Source organism: Dyadobacter sp. SG02 (assembly GCF_900109045.1).
Classification (GTDB): domain Bacteria; phylum Bacteroidota; class Bacteroidia; order Cytophagales; family Spirosomataceae; genus Dyadobacter.
In genome coordinates this window covers 396844-412236 of record NZ_FNYL01000006.1, presented here as the reverse complement: position 1 = coordinate 412236, position 15393 = coordinate 396844, and the positions used below count along the sequence as shown (strand labels likewise).

Below are 15393 nucleotides of genomic sequence, written 5' to 3'. Positions count from 1 at the left end.
ATCAGCTCGTTTCAGCAGCCTTGCCCGTAGTAGGCATCCTTGCCGTGCTTCCTGAAATAATGCTTGTCGCACAGGCTCTGCTTGATTGCCGCAGCCGATGGATTGATCTGCAACGTCAGGTAAGCCATTTTCGCTACCTCTTCCAGCACGATTGAATTATAGATGGCCTTCGCCGGGTCCTTCCCCCAGGTAAATGGCCCGTGGCAGGCCACCAGCACCATTTCCACCTCTTCATAACTCAGCTTTTCCTTCGCAAACAAATCGAGGATCTGGTTACCGGTTTCGTGCTCGTAATCACGCCGGATCATTTCGTCGGACATCACTTCCGTCACCGGGACCGAACAGGTCAGATGATCCGCATGGGTCGTTCCCAGGTTCGGGATAGGCCGGATCGCCTGCGCCCACGCTACCGCGTACGTAGAATGCGTATGACACACGCCCCCGATCGTGGGGAAGCTCTTGTAAAGCAAAGTATGCGTTTTCGTATCCGACGATGGCCGCATACTGCCTTCCACCAATGCATTATCCAGGTCCACGACTACAATGTCCTCCACTTTCAGCCGGTGATAAGGCATGCCGCTGGGTTTGATCGCGACCACGCCGGCGGCGCGGTCGATACCGCTGACATTTCCAAAGGTTACGATCGCCAGTTCCTCCCGGGGGATTTCCATATTGGCCTCGTAAACCTGCTCTTTAAGATATTGATATTTTGACATTTCAGATTAGCGGTAATAGGCTTCGCTCCAACGCAGCTCGTTTTTCAGCTGGCGCAGCGTGGTATTTTTATCGATCACAACCAGTTCCACGCCTACCATTTCGGCAAACGTTTCGATATGTTCCGTCGTCAGGTTCTGGCTGAATGCGGTATGGTGCGCGCCACCGGCATAAATCCAGGCTGCACAGCCCGTTTGCATATCCGGTTGCGGCTTCCAAAGTACGCGTGCTACCGGCAGTTTCGGCAGTTGTTCCGTCGCTTCGACAGCCTCCACCTCATTCACCAGCAATCGGAAACGGTTGCCCATATCCACGAGTGAGACATTCAATGCCGGCCCCGCTGGTGCATTGAATACCAGACGCACGGGATCGTCCTTCCCTCCTATCCCCAATGCGTGTACTTCAACCGAAGGCTTGCCTTTGGCAATGCTTGGACATATTTCGAGCATATGCGAGCCGAGTACGAGGTTGTTGGACGGATTAAAATGATAAGTATAATCCTCCATAAACGAGTTACCGCCCGGCAGGCCGCTGGCCATTACCTTCAATGCGCGTACCATCGCCGACGTCTTCCAATCCCCCTCACCCGCGTAGCCGTAACCCGCCGCCATCATGCGTTGCGAGCCGATACCCGGCAGCTGTTTCATGCCGTGCAGGTCTTCAAAAGTATTGGTATAGCCTTTGAAATTGCCGTCTTTGAGGAAGTATTTCAAACCTAACTCAATTTTCGCAGCATCGCGCAATGCCTGGTGGCGCTGCCCGCCGTTTTCAAGGCCGGAAGCGAGTTGGTACGCATCGGCATATTCGTCGGTCAATGCAGTAATTTCGGCATCCGAAACCTGGTCGATCACCGCTACCAGATCTCCTACCGCATAAGTATTCACCGAAAAACCGAAAGTCATTTCCGCGGCAACTTTATCCCCGTCGGTAACTGCTACCTCGCGCATATTATCGCCGAAACGAACGAATTTGGCCCCTTTCAGATCATGACGCCCGGCCGCTACCCTCGCCCATTGCCCCAGGCCTTCCACTACGTGTTGCTGCTGCCAATGCCCGACGATGACCTTGCGGTTCAGGCGCATACGCGTCATCATGAAACCGAACTCGCGATCGCCGTGCGCCGACTGGTTCAGGTTCATGAAATCCATATCGATTTCGGCCCAGGGAATGTCCCGGTTGTATTGGGTATGCAAATGCAATAAGGGCTTTTGCAGGATCTGCAAGCCGCGGATCCACATTTTGGCGGGGGAAAAAGTGTGCATCCAGGCCACGATACCAATGCAATTCACCGCGCTGTTGGCCTCCTGGATGATGTTATAGATTTCGTCCGGCGACTTAACGACCGGCTTGAAAATCACCCGCACAGGTACCTGCGGGGCCTCGTCGAGGTAACGGGCGATGATGGCTGAATGCTCATCGACCTGGCGGAGCGTTTCCTCGCCGTACAAATGCTGACTTCCGGTGATAAACCAGACTTCAAACTGTTTTAAATCAAGCATCAGGTGAGTTCTAAATGTGCTTTATGTAAAAAATCATTTTCGATATAAGCCCCGGCTTCGAGGTATTTCTGATAAAGCTGCTGATATACTGCCGATTGCGCTTCTCGTGGCTGGTACACGGCATCAAAACCGGAACTCATTGCGTCCTGCGCAAGCTGCAAATCGGAATGCACCCCAGCCGCCACCGACGCGAACATCGCCGCGCCCAATGCGCAAGCCTGCTCGGAGGCCGCTACTTTAATAGGCATGTTGAGCACGTCGGCCAGCGTTTGCATGACAAATGCAGATTTTTTCGCCACCCCGCCGATCGCGATTACCTGGTGAATCGGCACACCCTCATTCCGGAAACGCTCGACGATCGCTTTCGAACCATAGGCGGTCGCTTCCACCAATGCTTTGAAAATGCGGGCGCTGTCGCTGGCCAGGTTCAGGCCAAGCAGGCCGCCTTTGAGTGTATGCTTCGCGTCGGGCGTGCGACGGCCATTCAGCCAGTCGATGGCGATAATGTCTTTTTCAGTAACAGGCAGTTTCGCTGCTTGTTCTGCAAGATGCGGGATCAGTTTCTGTGAAAGTTTTGCGGCTTCTTCCTCGCCCAGCAAGGTGCGGACGGGTTCGATGATCAGCTTCGAAAACCACGCATAAATATCCCCGAAAGCCGATTGCCCTGCCTCCATACCCAGCATTCCAGGTACAATGGAGCCATCCACCTGACCGCAAATGCCTTTGATCAGCAAATGCCCGACCTCCTCGTTCGGCGCCACCAGCATGTCGCAGGTAGAAGTACCGATGACCTTACATAATGAATACGGCTCGATGAGCGCGCCTACCGCCCCCATATGCGCGTCGAACGCGCCCACGCCTATGACCGCGTCCGCAGGAATGCCCAATTTTGCGGCCCATTCTTTGGAAATCGTGCCCATTGGCTGATCGGAAGTAGCGGTATCGGCGAAAAGCCTGTCGCGGAGGCCGTCGAGCAGCGGATCGAGCTCTTTGAAAAATGCATTGGAAGGCAGCCCGTCGAAATCCTGATGCCAGAGCGCCTTGTGGCCCGCCGCGCAGCGCGAGCGTTTCAATTGCAGCGGGTCGGTAATGCCGGTAAGCTCGGCCGAAATCCAGTCGCAATGCTCCACCCAGGAGAATGCCTGCTCGCGTACGGCTTCGTCCACGCGCAGCGTACGCAGGATTTTAGCCCAAAACCATTCCGACGAGTAGATACCGCCTACATATTTGGTAAAATCAATATCATAACTGTGCGCGAGCCGGTTGATCTCTTCGGATTCCGCATTGGCAGTATGGTCTTTCCAGAGGATAAACATGCCGTTCGGATTCTCGGCAAATTCGGGAAGTAGCGCCAGAGGCGTACCATTCCTGTCCACTGCAACGGGCGTAGAGCCGGTCGTATCCACCGAAATACCCCGCACATTTTGCCGCACAGCCGGCGAAGCCTGGTCCAGCGCGTTGCGAACGGCGTTTTCCAGACTTTCGAGGTAATCCAGCGGGTGCTGCCGGAACTGCGAAACGCCTGCATCACAATATTTGCCCTGCTTCCAGCGAGGGTACTCCTGCACGGCCGTCCCCGCCTGTGCGCCTGTGTCCGCATTCACCACCAATGCCCTCACAGAGTCGGTACCGAAGTCGATACCGATGACGTAGTTCTCTTTCATAAATATCGGTTTAGGATGTTATCAGACCAATTTGACGCATTTATTTTAACTTATCACCTAACAAATATAAATAAATTTGTTTTTAGTGTAGTATTGACACAATTTAAATTTCAAGCGAGCGCAGCGAGCTGGCGCGAAGGCCCTCCTTCGTGCTTACTATTCACTCATTCACCCTCATCGAATCCGGCATGAAATTCCAAAACGAATGGAATTTCGTTTTATACCGCTCAGCGTCCAGCTTGTAAAGCGTGGCCTTTTTGGTAGCACTATTATTGTTTTTTTGCCCCGTATCGATGAGCAGACCGGTGGAAAGCAGCTTTCGGCTGAAATTGCGACGGTCGATGGGGATGTTGTAAATGGCTTCGTAAAGCTTTTGAAGTTGCGGGATCGTGAAGCGTTCGGGCAGGAGTTCGAAGCCGATCGGGTGCAGGGCCGCATTGTATTTGAGGTGCTCGATGGCCCTGCTCACCATTTGTTCGTGGTCGAATATCAGTTTCGGACGGGCATCGAGCGTGATCCAGGACGCATTATGGCTTTTAACGGCCTCCGAATCGTGGTCGTCGATTTTGATCAATGCAAAAAATACGACGGAAACCGTGCGCTCGCCCGGATCGCGATCGGCTTTGCCAAAGGTTTCGAGCTGTTCTACATAAATGTCTTTGAGGCCCGTGAGATTATAGAGAATGCGCACCGCGCCGTCGGCCAGGTCTTCGTCGGCATTCATGAAGCCGCCCATCAGCGACCATTTGCCTTTTTCGGGTTCAAAATTCCTTTTGATCAACAGCAGTTTGATATCCTTTCCGTCAAATCCGAAAATGATACAGTCGATGGCCACGAGGATGCGGGAGGCCTGGGGATAGTTATTCATTGAATGTGGCGTCGTAGAAGTATTGTCATTCAGGCACTAACTCAACAACTAGTTACAAAATATTTCCAGGAGGATTCCCGGAAAATGTTAAGTTTATGTTAAGAAAGTAAAAAAAAGTACGAGAATACTTAATCAGTTTAAAGAGTTAAGTCACAAATTTAAGTACGAATTTTGTACCGCTTCTCAGCGAAATAATCAGATTATTAAAAGGCTATCTTCATGATGAACAACTTTTACGCTACCTGTTCCGATGAAAATATCCTTGCGCTGATCGGTGAGCAGGACGATGAGCTGGCCTTCGCGGAACTGTACGACCGCTACTTCAAAACCCTGTTCAATTACGCTTACTCGAAAGTGAACGACCGGTTTACGGCGCAGGAAATTGTCCAGGAACTTTTTGTCAGCCTCTGGCAGCAACGTCGCCAGAACCAGGTGCTATGCGGCCGTTCATTTCTTTTTACAATTGCCAAGCGGCTGATCATATCTTTCTACCGGAAAGAATACACCCGTCAGCACCATTATGGGCAGTGGGAGATCCATCGCAGCGAAATTTCGGAGTTTGCCGACCAGCCTACCCTCGCCTCCGACCTGCAAAACCGCTACGAAGAAGGCCTGCATTTGCTTTCCCCGAAGTGCCACGAAGTTTTCACACTGAGCCGTCAGGGTTTTTCCAATAAACAGATCGGCGAGCAGCTCAACATTTCCGAAAAGACGGTCGAGCAGCACATTACCAAGGCATTGCGCATCCTGAAAGAGCATTTGAAGGAGCATATGATCTGCGCACTGATCCTTTTCTCTTCATTTTAAAAAAATTTCCAAAACAACTAAGGGTTACCCTTTCGGCGCGCGACTTCCCGGATGACAACATCCCCGATCTCATGAAGCCAAACGGTATTCCGCCCGCATTACTCGAAAAATACCTGTCCGGTGAATGCACCGACGCAGAAAAAGCAATCGTCGAAGCCTGGTATGCGTCGCTGCAAGGCGAGCCCCGCTACCTCGATCATTTGCCCGATGCAGAACAGGAGGAAATACGACATGCGGCATTCGGGAATATCCGTCAGGAACTGAACATGGTGGAAGAGCGGCCTGTGAAACGTTTGCCATGGCATTGGCTGGCGGGGATCGCGGCATCGATACTCGTTGCGTTGGGCATTTTCCTTGCCGGAAACCTGAAAACCGTACGATTACCGGAAGTGACGATCAAAGGACTGGGAACCGATCCGTCGAAAGCATTACCGGTAACCACTTTCAAAAATACGGGCAGGCAGATTGTCCGGCACCAGCTTCCGGATGGCAGCGTCGTATCCATGCACCCGAACGCGGTCATCGAGTACCATACCGCATTTGCCACCAACAAGCGGTTCGTCATCTTTTCGGGGGAAGGTTTTTTTGATGTAAAAAAGGACAAAACACGTCCATTCAATATCAAAAGCGGGGAAATGATTATTCGCGTCCTGGGTACGAGCTTCAACGTGAAGGCGATCGAAAGCCAGAAGAAGTTCCAGGTAGATGTGGTGACGGGCAGCGTACAGGTGACTGCGGCCGGCGAGACGTTCGACAGGCAGGAAGTAATTCTGAAACCGCAACAGCAGGCGTTATTCGAGCTCGATTCCAAACGCCTGATTTCAAAAACGTCGCCGCTGCAAGCCAAAAAGGAGATTTACGAGCCGGTGACCATCGTATTTGAAGAAACACCTTTGAACAAGGTGATCGAACAGCTCGAAAAACGCTTCAATGTATCGATCTCACTCGCGAACCCCGCCCTCGCCCGATGCGGCCTGACGGCCAATTTCGAGTCACAGGCGTTCCCCGGTATTCTCGAAATCCTCTGCACTTCGCTCGAAGTAAGTTACACTATTTCAGACAATAACATTATCATTAACGGTGAACCCTGTGAATAATCCTTAATACTGCCCATGAACTTATGAACCCGTCCGTACCACCGTAAAAAAGGCCGGAAGTGTACCACCACTACCCGGCCCAAGTACCATCCTTTTTCTTCGTACCACCGTTTCAAAAGGATGTTTTTATCCAATAGTGCCTAACCATCAGACAATCAAAATTATGCAAAAAACAGTACGTAACAAGCCGGTCGACTGGCGAAAAATTATGCGCATTGGACTGCTTCAATGGATTCTTGCCGTCTCGCTCGCAGCCGGCAGCTATGCGAAGGAAACTGCGGCCCAGTCTGTGCTGAGCAAAGACATGACGCTCACGCTTCGCAATGTTTCGCTTAAACAGGCCCTGAATGAGATCCAGGCCCGTGCCAATACCCGCTTTGTATACAGCAGCAGGGTTTCCGTGAAGGAAAACGTGACCATCGATGTAAAAAATCAGAAACTCTCCAAGGTACTGGACCAGTTGCTGGCGCCACGCGGTATCAATTACAAATTGATCAACAACCAGATCGTGCTCGCGAAGACGCGCGTCAACCGCGAGGAATCGGTGATACCCGAACTGGAAGAGAAACTGCTTCAATATGTGTTGCCCACCGAAATGCAGGTACGCGGTACCGTGTCTTCTTCGGATGGCCAGGGTACGCTACCGGGTGTGAGCATCGTCGTGAAAGGAACTTCGCAAGGTACCACGACCGACGGCAACGGAAAGTTCGAAATCACCGTACCTAATGTGGAATCGGCATTGGTTTTCAGCTTTGTGGGCTATGTTTCGCAAGAAATCGTCGTGGGTAATCGCAACGAGATCAATGTGACTTTACAGGCAGATAACAAGGCTTTGTCGGAGCTTGTCGTAGTAGGTTACGGAACGCAAAAGCGCGTAAACCTGACAGGGGCAGTTTCGCAAGTACAAGCGAAGGACCTCGAAAACCGGCCGTTGAACAACATGTCGCAGATCCTGCAAGGGATGGTACCTAACCTGAACATTACGTTCAGCACCGGTCAGCCGGGTAAGGGCGGCGCGTTGAACGTGCGCGGGGAAACTTCCATCAGCGGCAGCGCTCCGCCGTTGGTACTCATCGACGGTATTCCCGGTGATATCAACCGCATCAACCCCGGTGACGTGGAATCGGTGTCGGTTCTGAAAGACGCTGCTGCTTCGGCCATTTATGGTGCGCGTGGTGCTTTCGGGGTAATCCTGGTCACAACCAAAACTGCTAAAAATGGTAAGACAACGGTTTCTTACAGCAATAACTTCGGTTGGTCCAAACCCACCATCAACACCAATTTCATGACCAATGGTTATGATTATGTAAAAATCAACGACGAGGCATTTATCCGTGCGACGGGCAACAGCTACACGCGCTATTCGGAGGAAGATTACAAGGAAATCGAGGCACGCCGGTACGACAAGACGGAAAATCCTGCCCGTCCGTGGGTGGTGGTGAAGAATGTGAATGGCAAGGACATTTACAACTACTATGGTAACTACGACTGGTGGAACACGATCTTCGACATGCAGCAGCCCTCGCAGCAACACAATGTGAACCTCTCGGGCGGAACAGACAAGATCAACTACTTCCTGTCAGGTTCATTGTTTTCCAAAGACGGTATAATGCGTATCAATACCGACAATTTCAAGTCGTACACGCTGCGCAGCAAAATCAATGCACAGCTCACTCCCTGGCTGAAAGTGAGCAACAATACCATGTATTTCGATTCAAGGTATAAATATCCGGGTCTGGAAGGCGGTGCCAACAGCAACTTCACAGCCATTACCGTACACGCATTGCCTATCTACGCGCCGCGTAACCCGGATGGTACGCCTACGTACAACACGTTGAAAAACAACTATTCGATCGGAGACGGTTTGTTTGCCAACCTTTTGAAAGGCGTAGCAGGCGGTGAACAGAAAGTGCACGAGCTGACGACCATTAACACCGTGGAAATGAGCCTGGCCAAAAACTGGAACCTTACTGCAAACCACTCCTACTCGTTCTACATCACCGACGACTGGTACCGCTCCGCCGTAGCGACGTATTCCGTTCAGCCGGGCGTAATGGCCACCGTACCGAACTACAATACCGACCAGTTGAAGAAAACATTCTGGTTCGATCCGCAGAATGTGGTGAACGTGTTCTCGTCATACAATCATACTTTCGGCAAGCATTATGTGAGCGCGACGGCGGGTATCAACTACGAAACACGCAAGCACCAGGTTTTGGCTGGCTCGCGGAAGAACCTTCTTTCCGAAAGCATCAACGACCTCAACCTAGGAACCGGCGAACAACTTATCAGTGGCGGTGCGTACGAGTACGAACTTTTCGGTGCATTCTTCCGCGCGAATTACGATTACCAGGGTAAATACCTTTTCGAAGCAAATGGCCGTCTGGACGGTACTTCGCGCTTCGGTAGCGGTCGCCGCAACGGTTTCTTCCCTTCGGTGTCGGCAGGATGGCGGATCAGTGAGGAAAACTTTTTCGAATCGGCCCGCAATGCAGTTAATAACCTGAAAATCCGTGCTTCTTACGGAACATTGGGGAACCAGCTGCCTCCGAAATTCAACGATAACCCAAGCTCTGCAAGCTTTTATCCTTACGTTCCGATGATGCCTACGGCGCAGTCGACCTGGATAAACAATGGCCAGAAATTGCAATACGTAAGCAGCCCGGCGCCAATCTCTGCCGGACTTACCTGGGAATCGGCGACGACAACTAACCTCGGTCTGGACGCGACTTTGTTGAAAAACCGCCTGAATATTTCGTTCGACGGCTACATCCGTAACACCACCGGTATTCTCGTGCCAGGCCAGGTGCTTCCGTCGGTTTACGGCGCCACCGTACCCACGCAGAATGCAGGTGATATCCAAACCAAAGGTTTCGAGCTGAGCCTCAGCTGGGCCGACCGTTTCAAAGTGGCCGACAAGCCGTTCTCTTACAATGTGTCGTTCGTCATATCCGATTCCAAATCAAAGGTTACCAAATATGATAACCCGAACAAGACGCTCTCGAACCCTTATGTAGGCCAGGAAATCGGTGAAATGTGGGGTTACCAGATCGACGGCATGTTCCAGAGCAACGAGGAAGCGCAAGCCTACAAAATCGACCAGACGATCGTGAACAAGCAGCGTTTGAGCGCGCCGGGCGAATGGAGCAAGTTGCAGGCAGGTGACCTGAAATTCGCCGACCTGAACAACGACGGTAAAATAGACCAGGGCGCCAACACATTAGGCGACCACGGCGATTTGAAAAAGGTCGGTAACAACCGTGCCCGCTACCGCTATGGCATCAACCTGGGTGCTTCCTGGAACGGTTTCGACATTTCGGCGCTGGCACAGGGTATCCTGCGCAAAAACTGGTACCCGGGCAACAATGCAGACAAATTCTGGGGGCCTTACTCGCGTCCGTACTATTCGTTCATCCCGGAAGATTTCGGCAAGGATATCTGGACACCTGAAAACCAGAACGCCTATTTCCCGTTGCTTCGCGGTTACACGGCCCTCAATGCCGGGGGTGACCTGAACAGCGTCAACGACCGCTACATTCAGAATGTGGGATACCTGCGCCTGAAAAATGTCGTGATCGGATATACCGTGCCGGAGAAGATCAGCAAAATGGTCCGCATTCCCCGGGCGCGCGTGTACGTAAGCGGCGAGAACCTGCTCACCTATTCACCGCTTCGTTCGAAATACATCGATCCCGAAGCATTCGACGGCGACGCAACCAACGGTCGTACTTATCCCATGTCCAAAACCATCTCTGTTGGTTTAAACGTCACATTCTAAAAGGCATTCCTACCGATGAAAAAAATTCTTAGCATTATAGCCATTACCATGGGCCTGGCAGCCTGTGACCTGGAACAGCTCCCGCAGGATGCGATCTCGCCGGAGACCTTTTTCAATACCGAAAACGACCTTTTACTTTACACCAACTCCTTCTATAATGCATTACCCAGTGCGGAAGATGTATACAATGAGGATGTTGATAATGTGGTCAAAACCAGCTTGCGCGACGAGTTACAGGGAACCCGCGTCGTGCCTGCCACCGAAACCGATGCAAATGGATGGCGCTGGACCGATTTGCGGAACATTAATTACTTTCTCGCCAACTCCGGCAAATGCCCCGACAAGAAGGCAGTGGCCAAATACAACGGTCTGGCCCGGTTTTTCCGCGCTTATTTCTATTTCAAAAAGGTGCGTCGTTTCGGCGATGTGCCCTGGTACTCGACTACCATCGAGCTGGAAGACCAGGAGTTGCTGACCAAACCCCGCGACCCGCGTGCGCTCGTGATGGACTCCGTCATGGCCGACATCGACTACGCGATCGCCAACCTCGATGCCAGCCGGCAGGTGACCACCATTACCAAATACACGGCATTGGCATTGAAATCTCGGATAGCGTTGTATGAAGGCACATTCCGCAAATATCACCCGGAATTCAACCTGCCCAATGCCGACAAGTTCCTTGACGCGTGTATTTCCGCTTCGGAAGACCTGATGAAAAACAGCGGCTATACCATTTACAAAGCCACTCCGACAACCGCTTACCTGAAACTTTTCTCGTCGGACAATGCGATTGCGGACGAAGTAATCCTGGCCCGCGATTTCAGTGACGAATTGCAGGTTTACCATAACCTCAACTACTATACCATGACCGCATCTTACGGCCGGCCGGGTTTGGAGAAAAAACTGGTAAACAGCTATCTGATGGCCGACGGCTCCCGCTTTACCGACAAGAAAGGCTACGAAACGATGCAGTTTTTCGATGAAGTACAAAACCGCGATCCCCGCCTGGCACAGACTATCCGTACCCCAGGCTATACCCGGATCGGAGAAACGGCCAAACTCGTTCCGGAATTCGGTGCTACGGTAACCGGCTACCAGCTGATCAAATTCGTGTCGACACCGAAGTGGGATACTTTCAACAAGGACATTACCGACATGCCGATCTTCCGCTATGCCGAGGTGTTGCTGAACTACGCCGAAGCCAAAGCCGAAAAAGGCACATTGACCCAGGCCGATCTCGATATTTCAACCAAGCTCACCCGCGACCGCGCAGGCATGCCGAATATCAATATGGAGCAGGCCAATGCCAATCCGGACCCCTACCAGGCGGCACAGTACACGCAGATCAGCGGTAAAAATCTGGGTGTGATCCTCGAAATCCGCCGCGAACGCCGCATCGAGCTTGTCATGGAAAACTACTTCCGCTGGGACGATATTGTCCGCTGGAAAGAGGGCCAGATTTTGACCAAACAATTCAAAGGCATGTATTTCCCCGGCCCGGGCGAGTACGACCTCGACAAAAGCGGGACCATCGACGTGGTGATCTACGAAGGCACCAAACCGGATATCAAAGGCGCACAATTGCTGAAACTTGGCAGCGACGTCTCGCTGGAAAACGGCGCCAAAGGCGGTAACATCATCATCAATGGCCATATTACGAAGAAATTCATCGAGAACAGGGATTACCTGTACCCGATTGCCAAGCAGGAGCGTCTGTTGAACACCAACCTGACGCAAAACCCTAATTGGGAGTAATGCATTATCCGACTGTTCCTAACCCTTAATTTTATGCTTTCAGACAGAAGGTCTTTTCTGGAAAAAATGTCTCAAATCGGGGCACTGAGTCTATTGCCCCTGGTCGGTTCGCAGACAGCAAATGCTGCGACAGCCGATGCTGCGGCAGCCGACGCTACCCCAGCCGTGGAAGAAAAAAACCATTTCGTGGCCGGGCCCTATTTGCAGAATATGGGTTCCAATGAGGTTACGATTATGTGGATTACCCATAAAAACTGTTTCAGCTGGGTCGAATACGGCGCGGGTACTTACACGAGCAAACGCGAGTTTGGCTACAACAACGGACTCATCGAGGCAAACAACCGGATCAACAAGATCACATTGACCAACCTCGCGCCCGGTACCGAGCATAAATACAAGATCGTTTCCACCGAAGTATTGGGTTACAAAGGCTCGAAAGTGGAGTTCGGCGAGACGATCGCCAGCCCGCTGTACGGTTTCAAAACCTGGGGACAGAATGAGGACGAGTTCAAAATGGTGGTATTCAACGACATCCACGACCGCCCGCAGATCATCCCGCAGCTTTTGTACCGCCATGGCTATACGGGTAATACCAAAGATTACGATTTTGTGGTTTTCAACGGGGACTGCTTCGACTGGGTTACCGAGGAGCAGCAAATGGTGGATCACCTGATCAAACCTTCCGTCGATATTTTCGCGACGGAGTTCCCGTTCCTGCTCACACAGGGTAATCACGAATGCCGGGGCAGCTTCTCGCGGCACATTCCCGAGTATTATGCCTATCCCGACAACAAGTACTATTTCTCGTTTACCCGCGGGCCGGTACATTTTATCGTACTCGATTCGGGCGAGGACAAGGGCGACGACAGCGTCGAGTACGGCGGCCTGTCGGCATTCGACCGCTACCGCGAGGTGCAGAAGAAATGGCTGGAAAAGGAAATCGAATCGCCGGAGTTCAAGAAGGCGGATTTCCGGGTGCTACTGATCCACATTTCGCCCTACCATTCGGGTGACTGGCATGGTACCCTGCATGGCCGGGCATTGTTCGGGCCGGTTTTGAACAAGGCCAAAATCGACCTGCAAATCTCCGGGCATACGCACAGGTACATGACGCACGAGCCCGACGCGGACCATAACTGGCCGATCGTGATCGGTGGCGGGCCGCTGGAAGGCAAGCGGACGCTTATCAAGCTCCATGCGACCCGTAAGCAACTGGACCTGAAAATGATCCGCGACGACGGCGAGCTGGTAGGCAAGTTCCTGATCCCGAAGAAGAACAAATAACCCTCTCACAGGGCAGCAGACCAACCGGTTTGCTGCCCTGTGTTTTTTTATTCAAACGGTTACTTAAAATATTACCCCAACATTAAATAATCGCCGCCGCCCGCACCGGATTTTGGGCAATAAAGAAAAATGGTACATTTGCCCTTAACGTAACCCATTTTTCGTGGAACAGGATTCGGTACTTTGGCAAAAGTTCAGGGAAGGCGACCCGCTGGCCTTTGAGCAACTCCTGCGCAGCTACTACCGGCCGTTGTTCGACTATGGCAGGCGTTTTATCAGCGACCGTGACCATCTGAAAGACCTCGTTCACGATCTTTTTCTGCATTTGTGGGAACGCAGGGAGTCCCTCGGCAAAACCGACCAGATTAAACCCTACCTGCTTACCAGCCTCCGCAACCGCATATTCAAGAATGCCAACCGTCCGGAAGTTTTCCTGGCCATCGACAATGCACCCGAAGATTTCCACGAAACGGCCAACTCCATCGAGAGCGAACTGATTCTCACCGAGTTTGCAGCAGAAAAGCTCTCGCGCATTCAGCATATTATCCAATCGCTCACACCGCGGCAGCAGGAAGTGATCCATTTGAAGTTTTACCAGGACCTTTCCAACGAACGCATTGCCGAAATCCTCAACATTTCGCGTCCGGCTACGGCCAATCTCCTGTACGAGAGCTTGAAAATGTTCCGCGAAAAATGGCTTCTGCTGGCCGGCCTGCTCCTGATCTTCCTGGTGGGAGGACATTAATCCAAAACTTTTTAAAATTTTTTCTGCATTCTTCCATGATCCCGGCGGTCGTGGCGGATTATACTTTTAGAACACTTTCACTTTGAACCGATGCATCCATTTTACCACTACAACCTGGAAGATTTTCTGACCGACGACGATTTCAGGGGATGGGTAAAAAACGGCCAGCCGCGTAACGATTTTTTCTGGGCCAAACTCCGCTCCGAATATCCCGAGAAAGCCCTTCTGATGGATCAGGCCGCAGAACTGATCCTGACCTGGGAAAAACAGCCGAGCGACCTCACGCACGAAGAGCTCGACCACGAGGTGAACCGGATATTGAATGATTCGGTACACACGCTACCGCTTCGGCAAACCCGCGTTGCGGGGCTGCGCTGGTGGTATGCCGCCGCGGCGGTGCTTATTCTGGTAGGTCTGGGCTGGCTGATTTCCGGTGACAATGTTTTCCCGAAAAGCAATTACACGTATAAGCGCTACGTGTCCGCATCCCCCGTGCCATTGAAAGAGATTATGAACAAAGGCCGGAAACCCATGAAGGTAAGCCTTCCGGACGGCAGTGAAATAGAGCTAATGCCCAATGCGGCGGTTAGCTACGCGCCAGTTTTTGTCCAAAACCATAAAAGAGAGGTCTATCTCTCGGGAGACGCATTCTTTGAAGTCCAAAAAGATAAGGACAATCCATTTTTTGTGTATGCCAATGACCTCGTTACGCGGGTAGTGGGAACGAGTTTTACCATTAAATCTTCCGCGGAGCGCGTGGAGGTGATCGTACGCACGGGGAAAGTGGCTGTAATGCAGGCGAAAGACCTGAGCAGCAATACCCAGGCCATTGAAATGTTGCTCACACCCAATCAGCAAGCGGTATTTACAGCAGACAAACCGGTTCTCGCACGCAGCATTACGGAAAACCCGGTGGCGATCGCACGCCCTGTCGCGAAGCCGGACTTCACGTTTGATAATCAACCGGTTGGCGAAGCATTCAAGCTATTGCAGGAAACTTACGGGATACCGATTTTGTACGACTCAGCAAAGCTCGAAAACTGCTACCTGCGCGTGGCGCTGCGCGACGAGCCATTCTTTGACAAGTTAGGAATAATCTGCTCTACCATCGAAGCAAGCTACCAGGTAACCGACGGACAGGTCGTTATCACGGGGCAGGGCTGCGAATAAACCTCGTTTCCT

Annotated in this window: 11 protein-coding genes; 7 read left to right on the top strand and 4 right to left on the bottom strand. The window is 51.9% G+C overall.

Annotation, left to right across the window (positions count from 1 at the left end):
• Positions 1–11: 11 nt before the first annotated feature.
• From BMW93_RS17020 to BMW93_RS17005, 4 genes are all read right to left on the bottom strand, one after another.
• Entirely contained in the window at positions 12–716 is a 705-nt protein-coding gene (locus BMW93_RS17020; RefSeq protein ID WP_090378609.1) for an L-ribulose-5-phosphate 4-epimerase, read from the bottom strand.
• Positions 717–722: 6 nt separating this feature from the next.
• Positions 723–2213, bottom strand: a complete 1491-nt coding sequence (gene araA / locus BMW93_RS17015) for an L-arabinose isomerase (RefSeq protein ID WP_090378606.1) — start codon at positions 2211–2213, stop codon at positions 723–725.
• On the bottom strand, positions 2213–3877 hold the full coding sequence (locus tag BMW93_RS17010) for a ribulokinase (RefSeq protein ID WP_090378604.1): 1665 nt from the start codon (positions 3875–3877) through the stop codon (positions 2213–2215). Before BMW93_RS17010 ends, araA begins: the two co-directional genes overlap by 1 nt.
• Positions 3878–4037: 160 nt before the next feature.
• On the bottom strand, positions 4038–4745 hold the full coding sequence (locus BMW93_RS17005) for an NrtR DNA-binding winged helix domain-containing protein (RefSeq protein WP_090378601.1): 708 nt from the start codon (positions 4743–4745) through the stop codon (positions 4038–4040).
• Positions 4746–4964: 219 nt separating this feature from the next.
• On the opposite strand from BMW93_RS17005, the gene BMW93_RS17000 reads away from it, so the two are divergent.
• The 7 genes from BMW93_RS17000 to BMW93_RS16970 all read left to right on the top strand — a co-directional run bounded on the left by BMW93_RS17000 (position 4965) and on the right by BMW93_RS16970 (position 15381).
• Complete coding sequence (locus BMW93_RS17000) at positions 4965–5552, top strand: RNA polymerase sigma factor (RefSeq protein ID WP_090378598.1); 588 nt, start codon at positions 4965–4967, stop codon at positions 5550–5552.
• 71 nt (positions 5553–5623) lie between these two features.
• Complete coding sequence (locus tag BMW93_RS16995; protein WP_090378596.1) at positions 5624–6649, top strand: FecR family protein; 1026 nt, start codon at positions 5624–5626, stop codon at positions 6647–6649.
• 163 nt (positions 6650–6812) lie between these two features.
• Entirely contained in the window at positions 6813–10427 is a 3615-nt protein-coding gene (locus BMW93_RS16990) for a TonB-dependent receptor (RefSeq protein ID WP_090378593.1), read from the top strand.
• A 15-nt stretch (positions 10428–10442) separates the two neighbouring features.
• Positions 10443–12182, top strand: a complete 1740-nt coding sequence (locus tag BMW93_RS16985) for a RagB/SusD family nutrient uptake outer membrane protein (protein WP_090378591.1) — start codon at positions 10443–10445, stop codon at positions 12180–12182.
• Between the two features lie 33 nt (positions 12183–12215).
• Positions 12216–13466 carry a metallophosphoesterase family protein gene (locus tag BMW93_RS16980; RefSeq protein ID WP_090378589.1) on the top strand — a complete coding sequence of 417 codons (1251 nt, stop codon included), beginning with the start codon at positions 12216–12218 and terminating at the stop codon, positions 13464–13466.
• 163 nt (positions 13467–13629) lie between these two features.
• Entirely contained in the window at positions 13630–14211 is a 582-nt protein-coding gene (locus tag BMW93_RS16975) for an RNA polymerase sigma factor (RefSeq protein WP_090378586.1), read from the top strand.
• Between the two features lie 90 nt (positions 14212–14301).
• Positions 14302–15381, top strand: coding sequence for a FecR family protein (locus BMW93_RS16970; RefSeq protein ID WP_090378583.1), 1080 nt, complete (start codon positions 14302–14304; stop codon positions 15379–15381).
• Positions 15382–15393 lie beyond the last annotated feature (12 nt).

Excerpts from the sequence above, each read along its gene's own strand:
- BMW93_RS16990 (WP_090378593.1), top strand. The coding sequence starts at position 6,813 with ATGCAAAAAACAGTACGTAACAAGCCGGTCGACTGGCGAAAAATTATG.
- araA (WP_090378606.1), bottom strand. The coding sequence starts at position 2,213 with ATGCTTGATTTAAAACAGTTTGAAGTCTGGTTTATCACCGGAAGTCAG.
- BMW93_RS17005 (WP_090378601.1), bottom strand. The coding sequence starts at position 4,745 with ATGAATAACTATCCCCAGGCCTCCCGCATCCTCGTGGCCATCGACTGT.
- BMW93_RS17010 (WP_090378604.1), bottom strand. The coding sequence starts at position 3,877 with ATGAAAGAGAACTACGTCATCGGTATCGACTTCGGTACCGACTCTGTG.
- BMW93_RS16995 (WP_090378596.1), top strand. The coding sequence starts at position 5,624 with ATGAAGCCAAACGGTATTCCGCCCGCATTACTCGAAAAATACCTGTCC.
- BMW93_RS17000 (WP_090378598.1), top strand. The coding sequence starts at position 4,965 with ATGATGAACAACTTTTACGCTACCTGTTCCGATGAAAATATCCTTGCG.
- BMW93_RS17020 (WP_090378609.1), bottom strand. The coding sequence starts at position 716 with ATGTCAAAATATCAATATCTTAAAGAGCAGGTTTACGAGGCCAATATG.
- BMW93_RS16985 (WP_090378591.1), top strand. The coding sequence starts at position 10,443 with ATGAAAAAAATTCTTAGCATTATAGCCATTACCATGGGCCTGGCAGCC.
- BMW93_RS16970 (WP_090378583.1), top strand. The coding sequence starts at position 14,302 with ATGCATCCATTTTACCACTACAACCTGGAAGATTTTCTGACCGACGAC.
- BMW93_RS16980 (WP_090378589.1), top strand. The coding sequence starts at position 12,216 with ATGCTTTCAGACAGAAGGTCTTTTCTGGAAAAAATGTCTCAAATCGGG.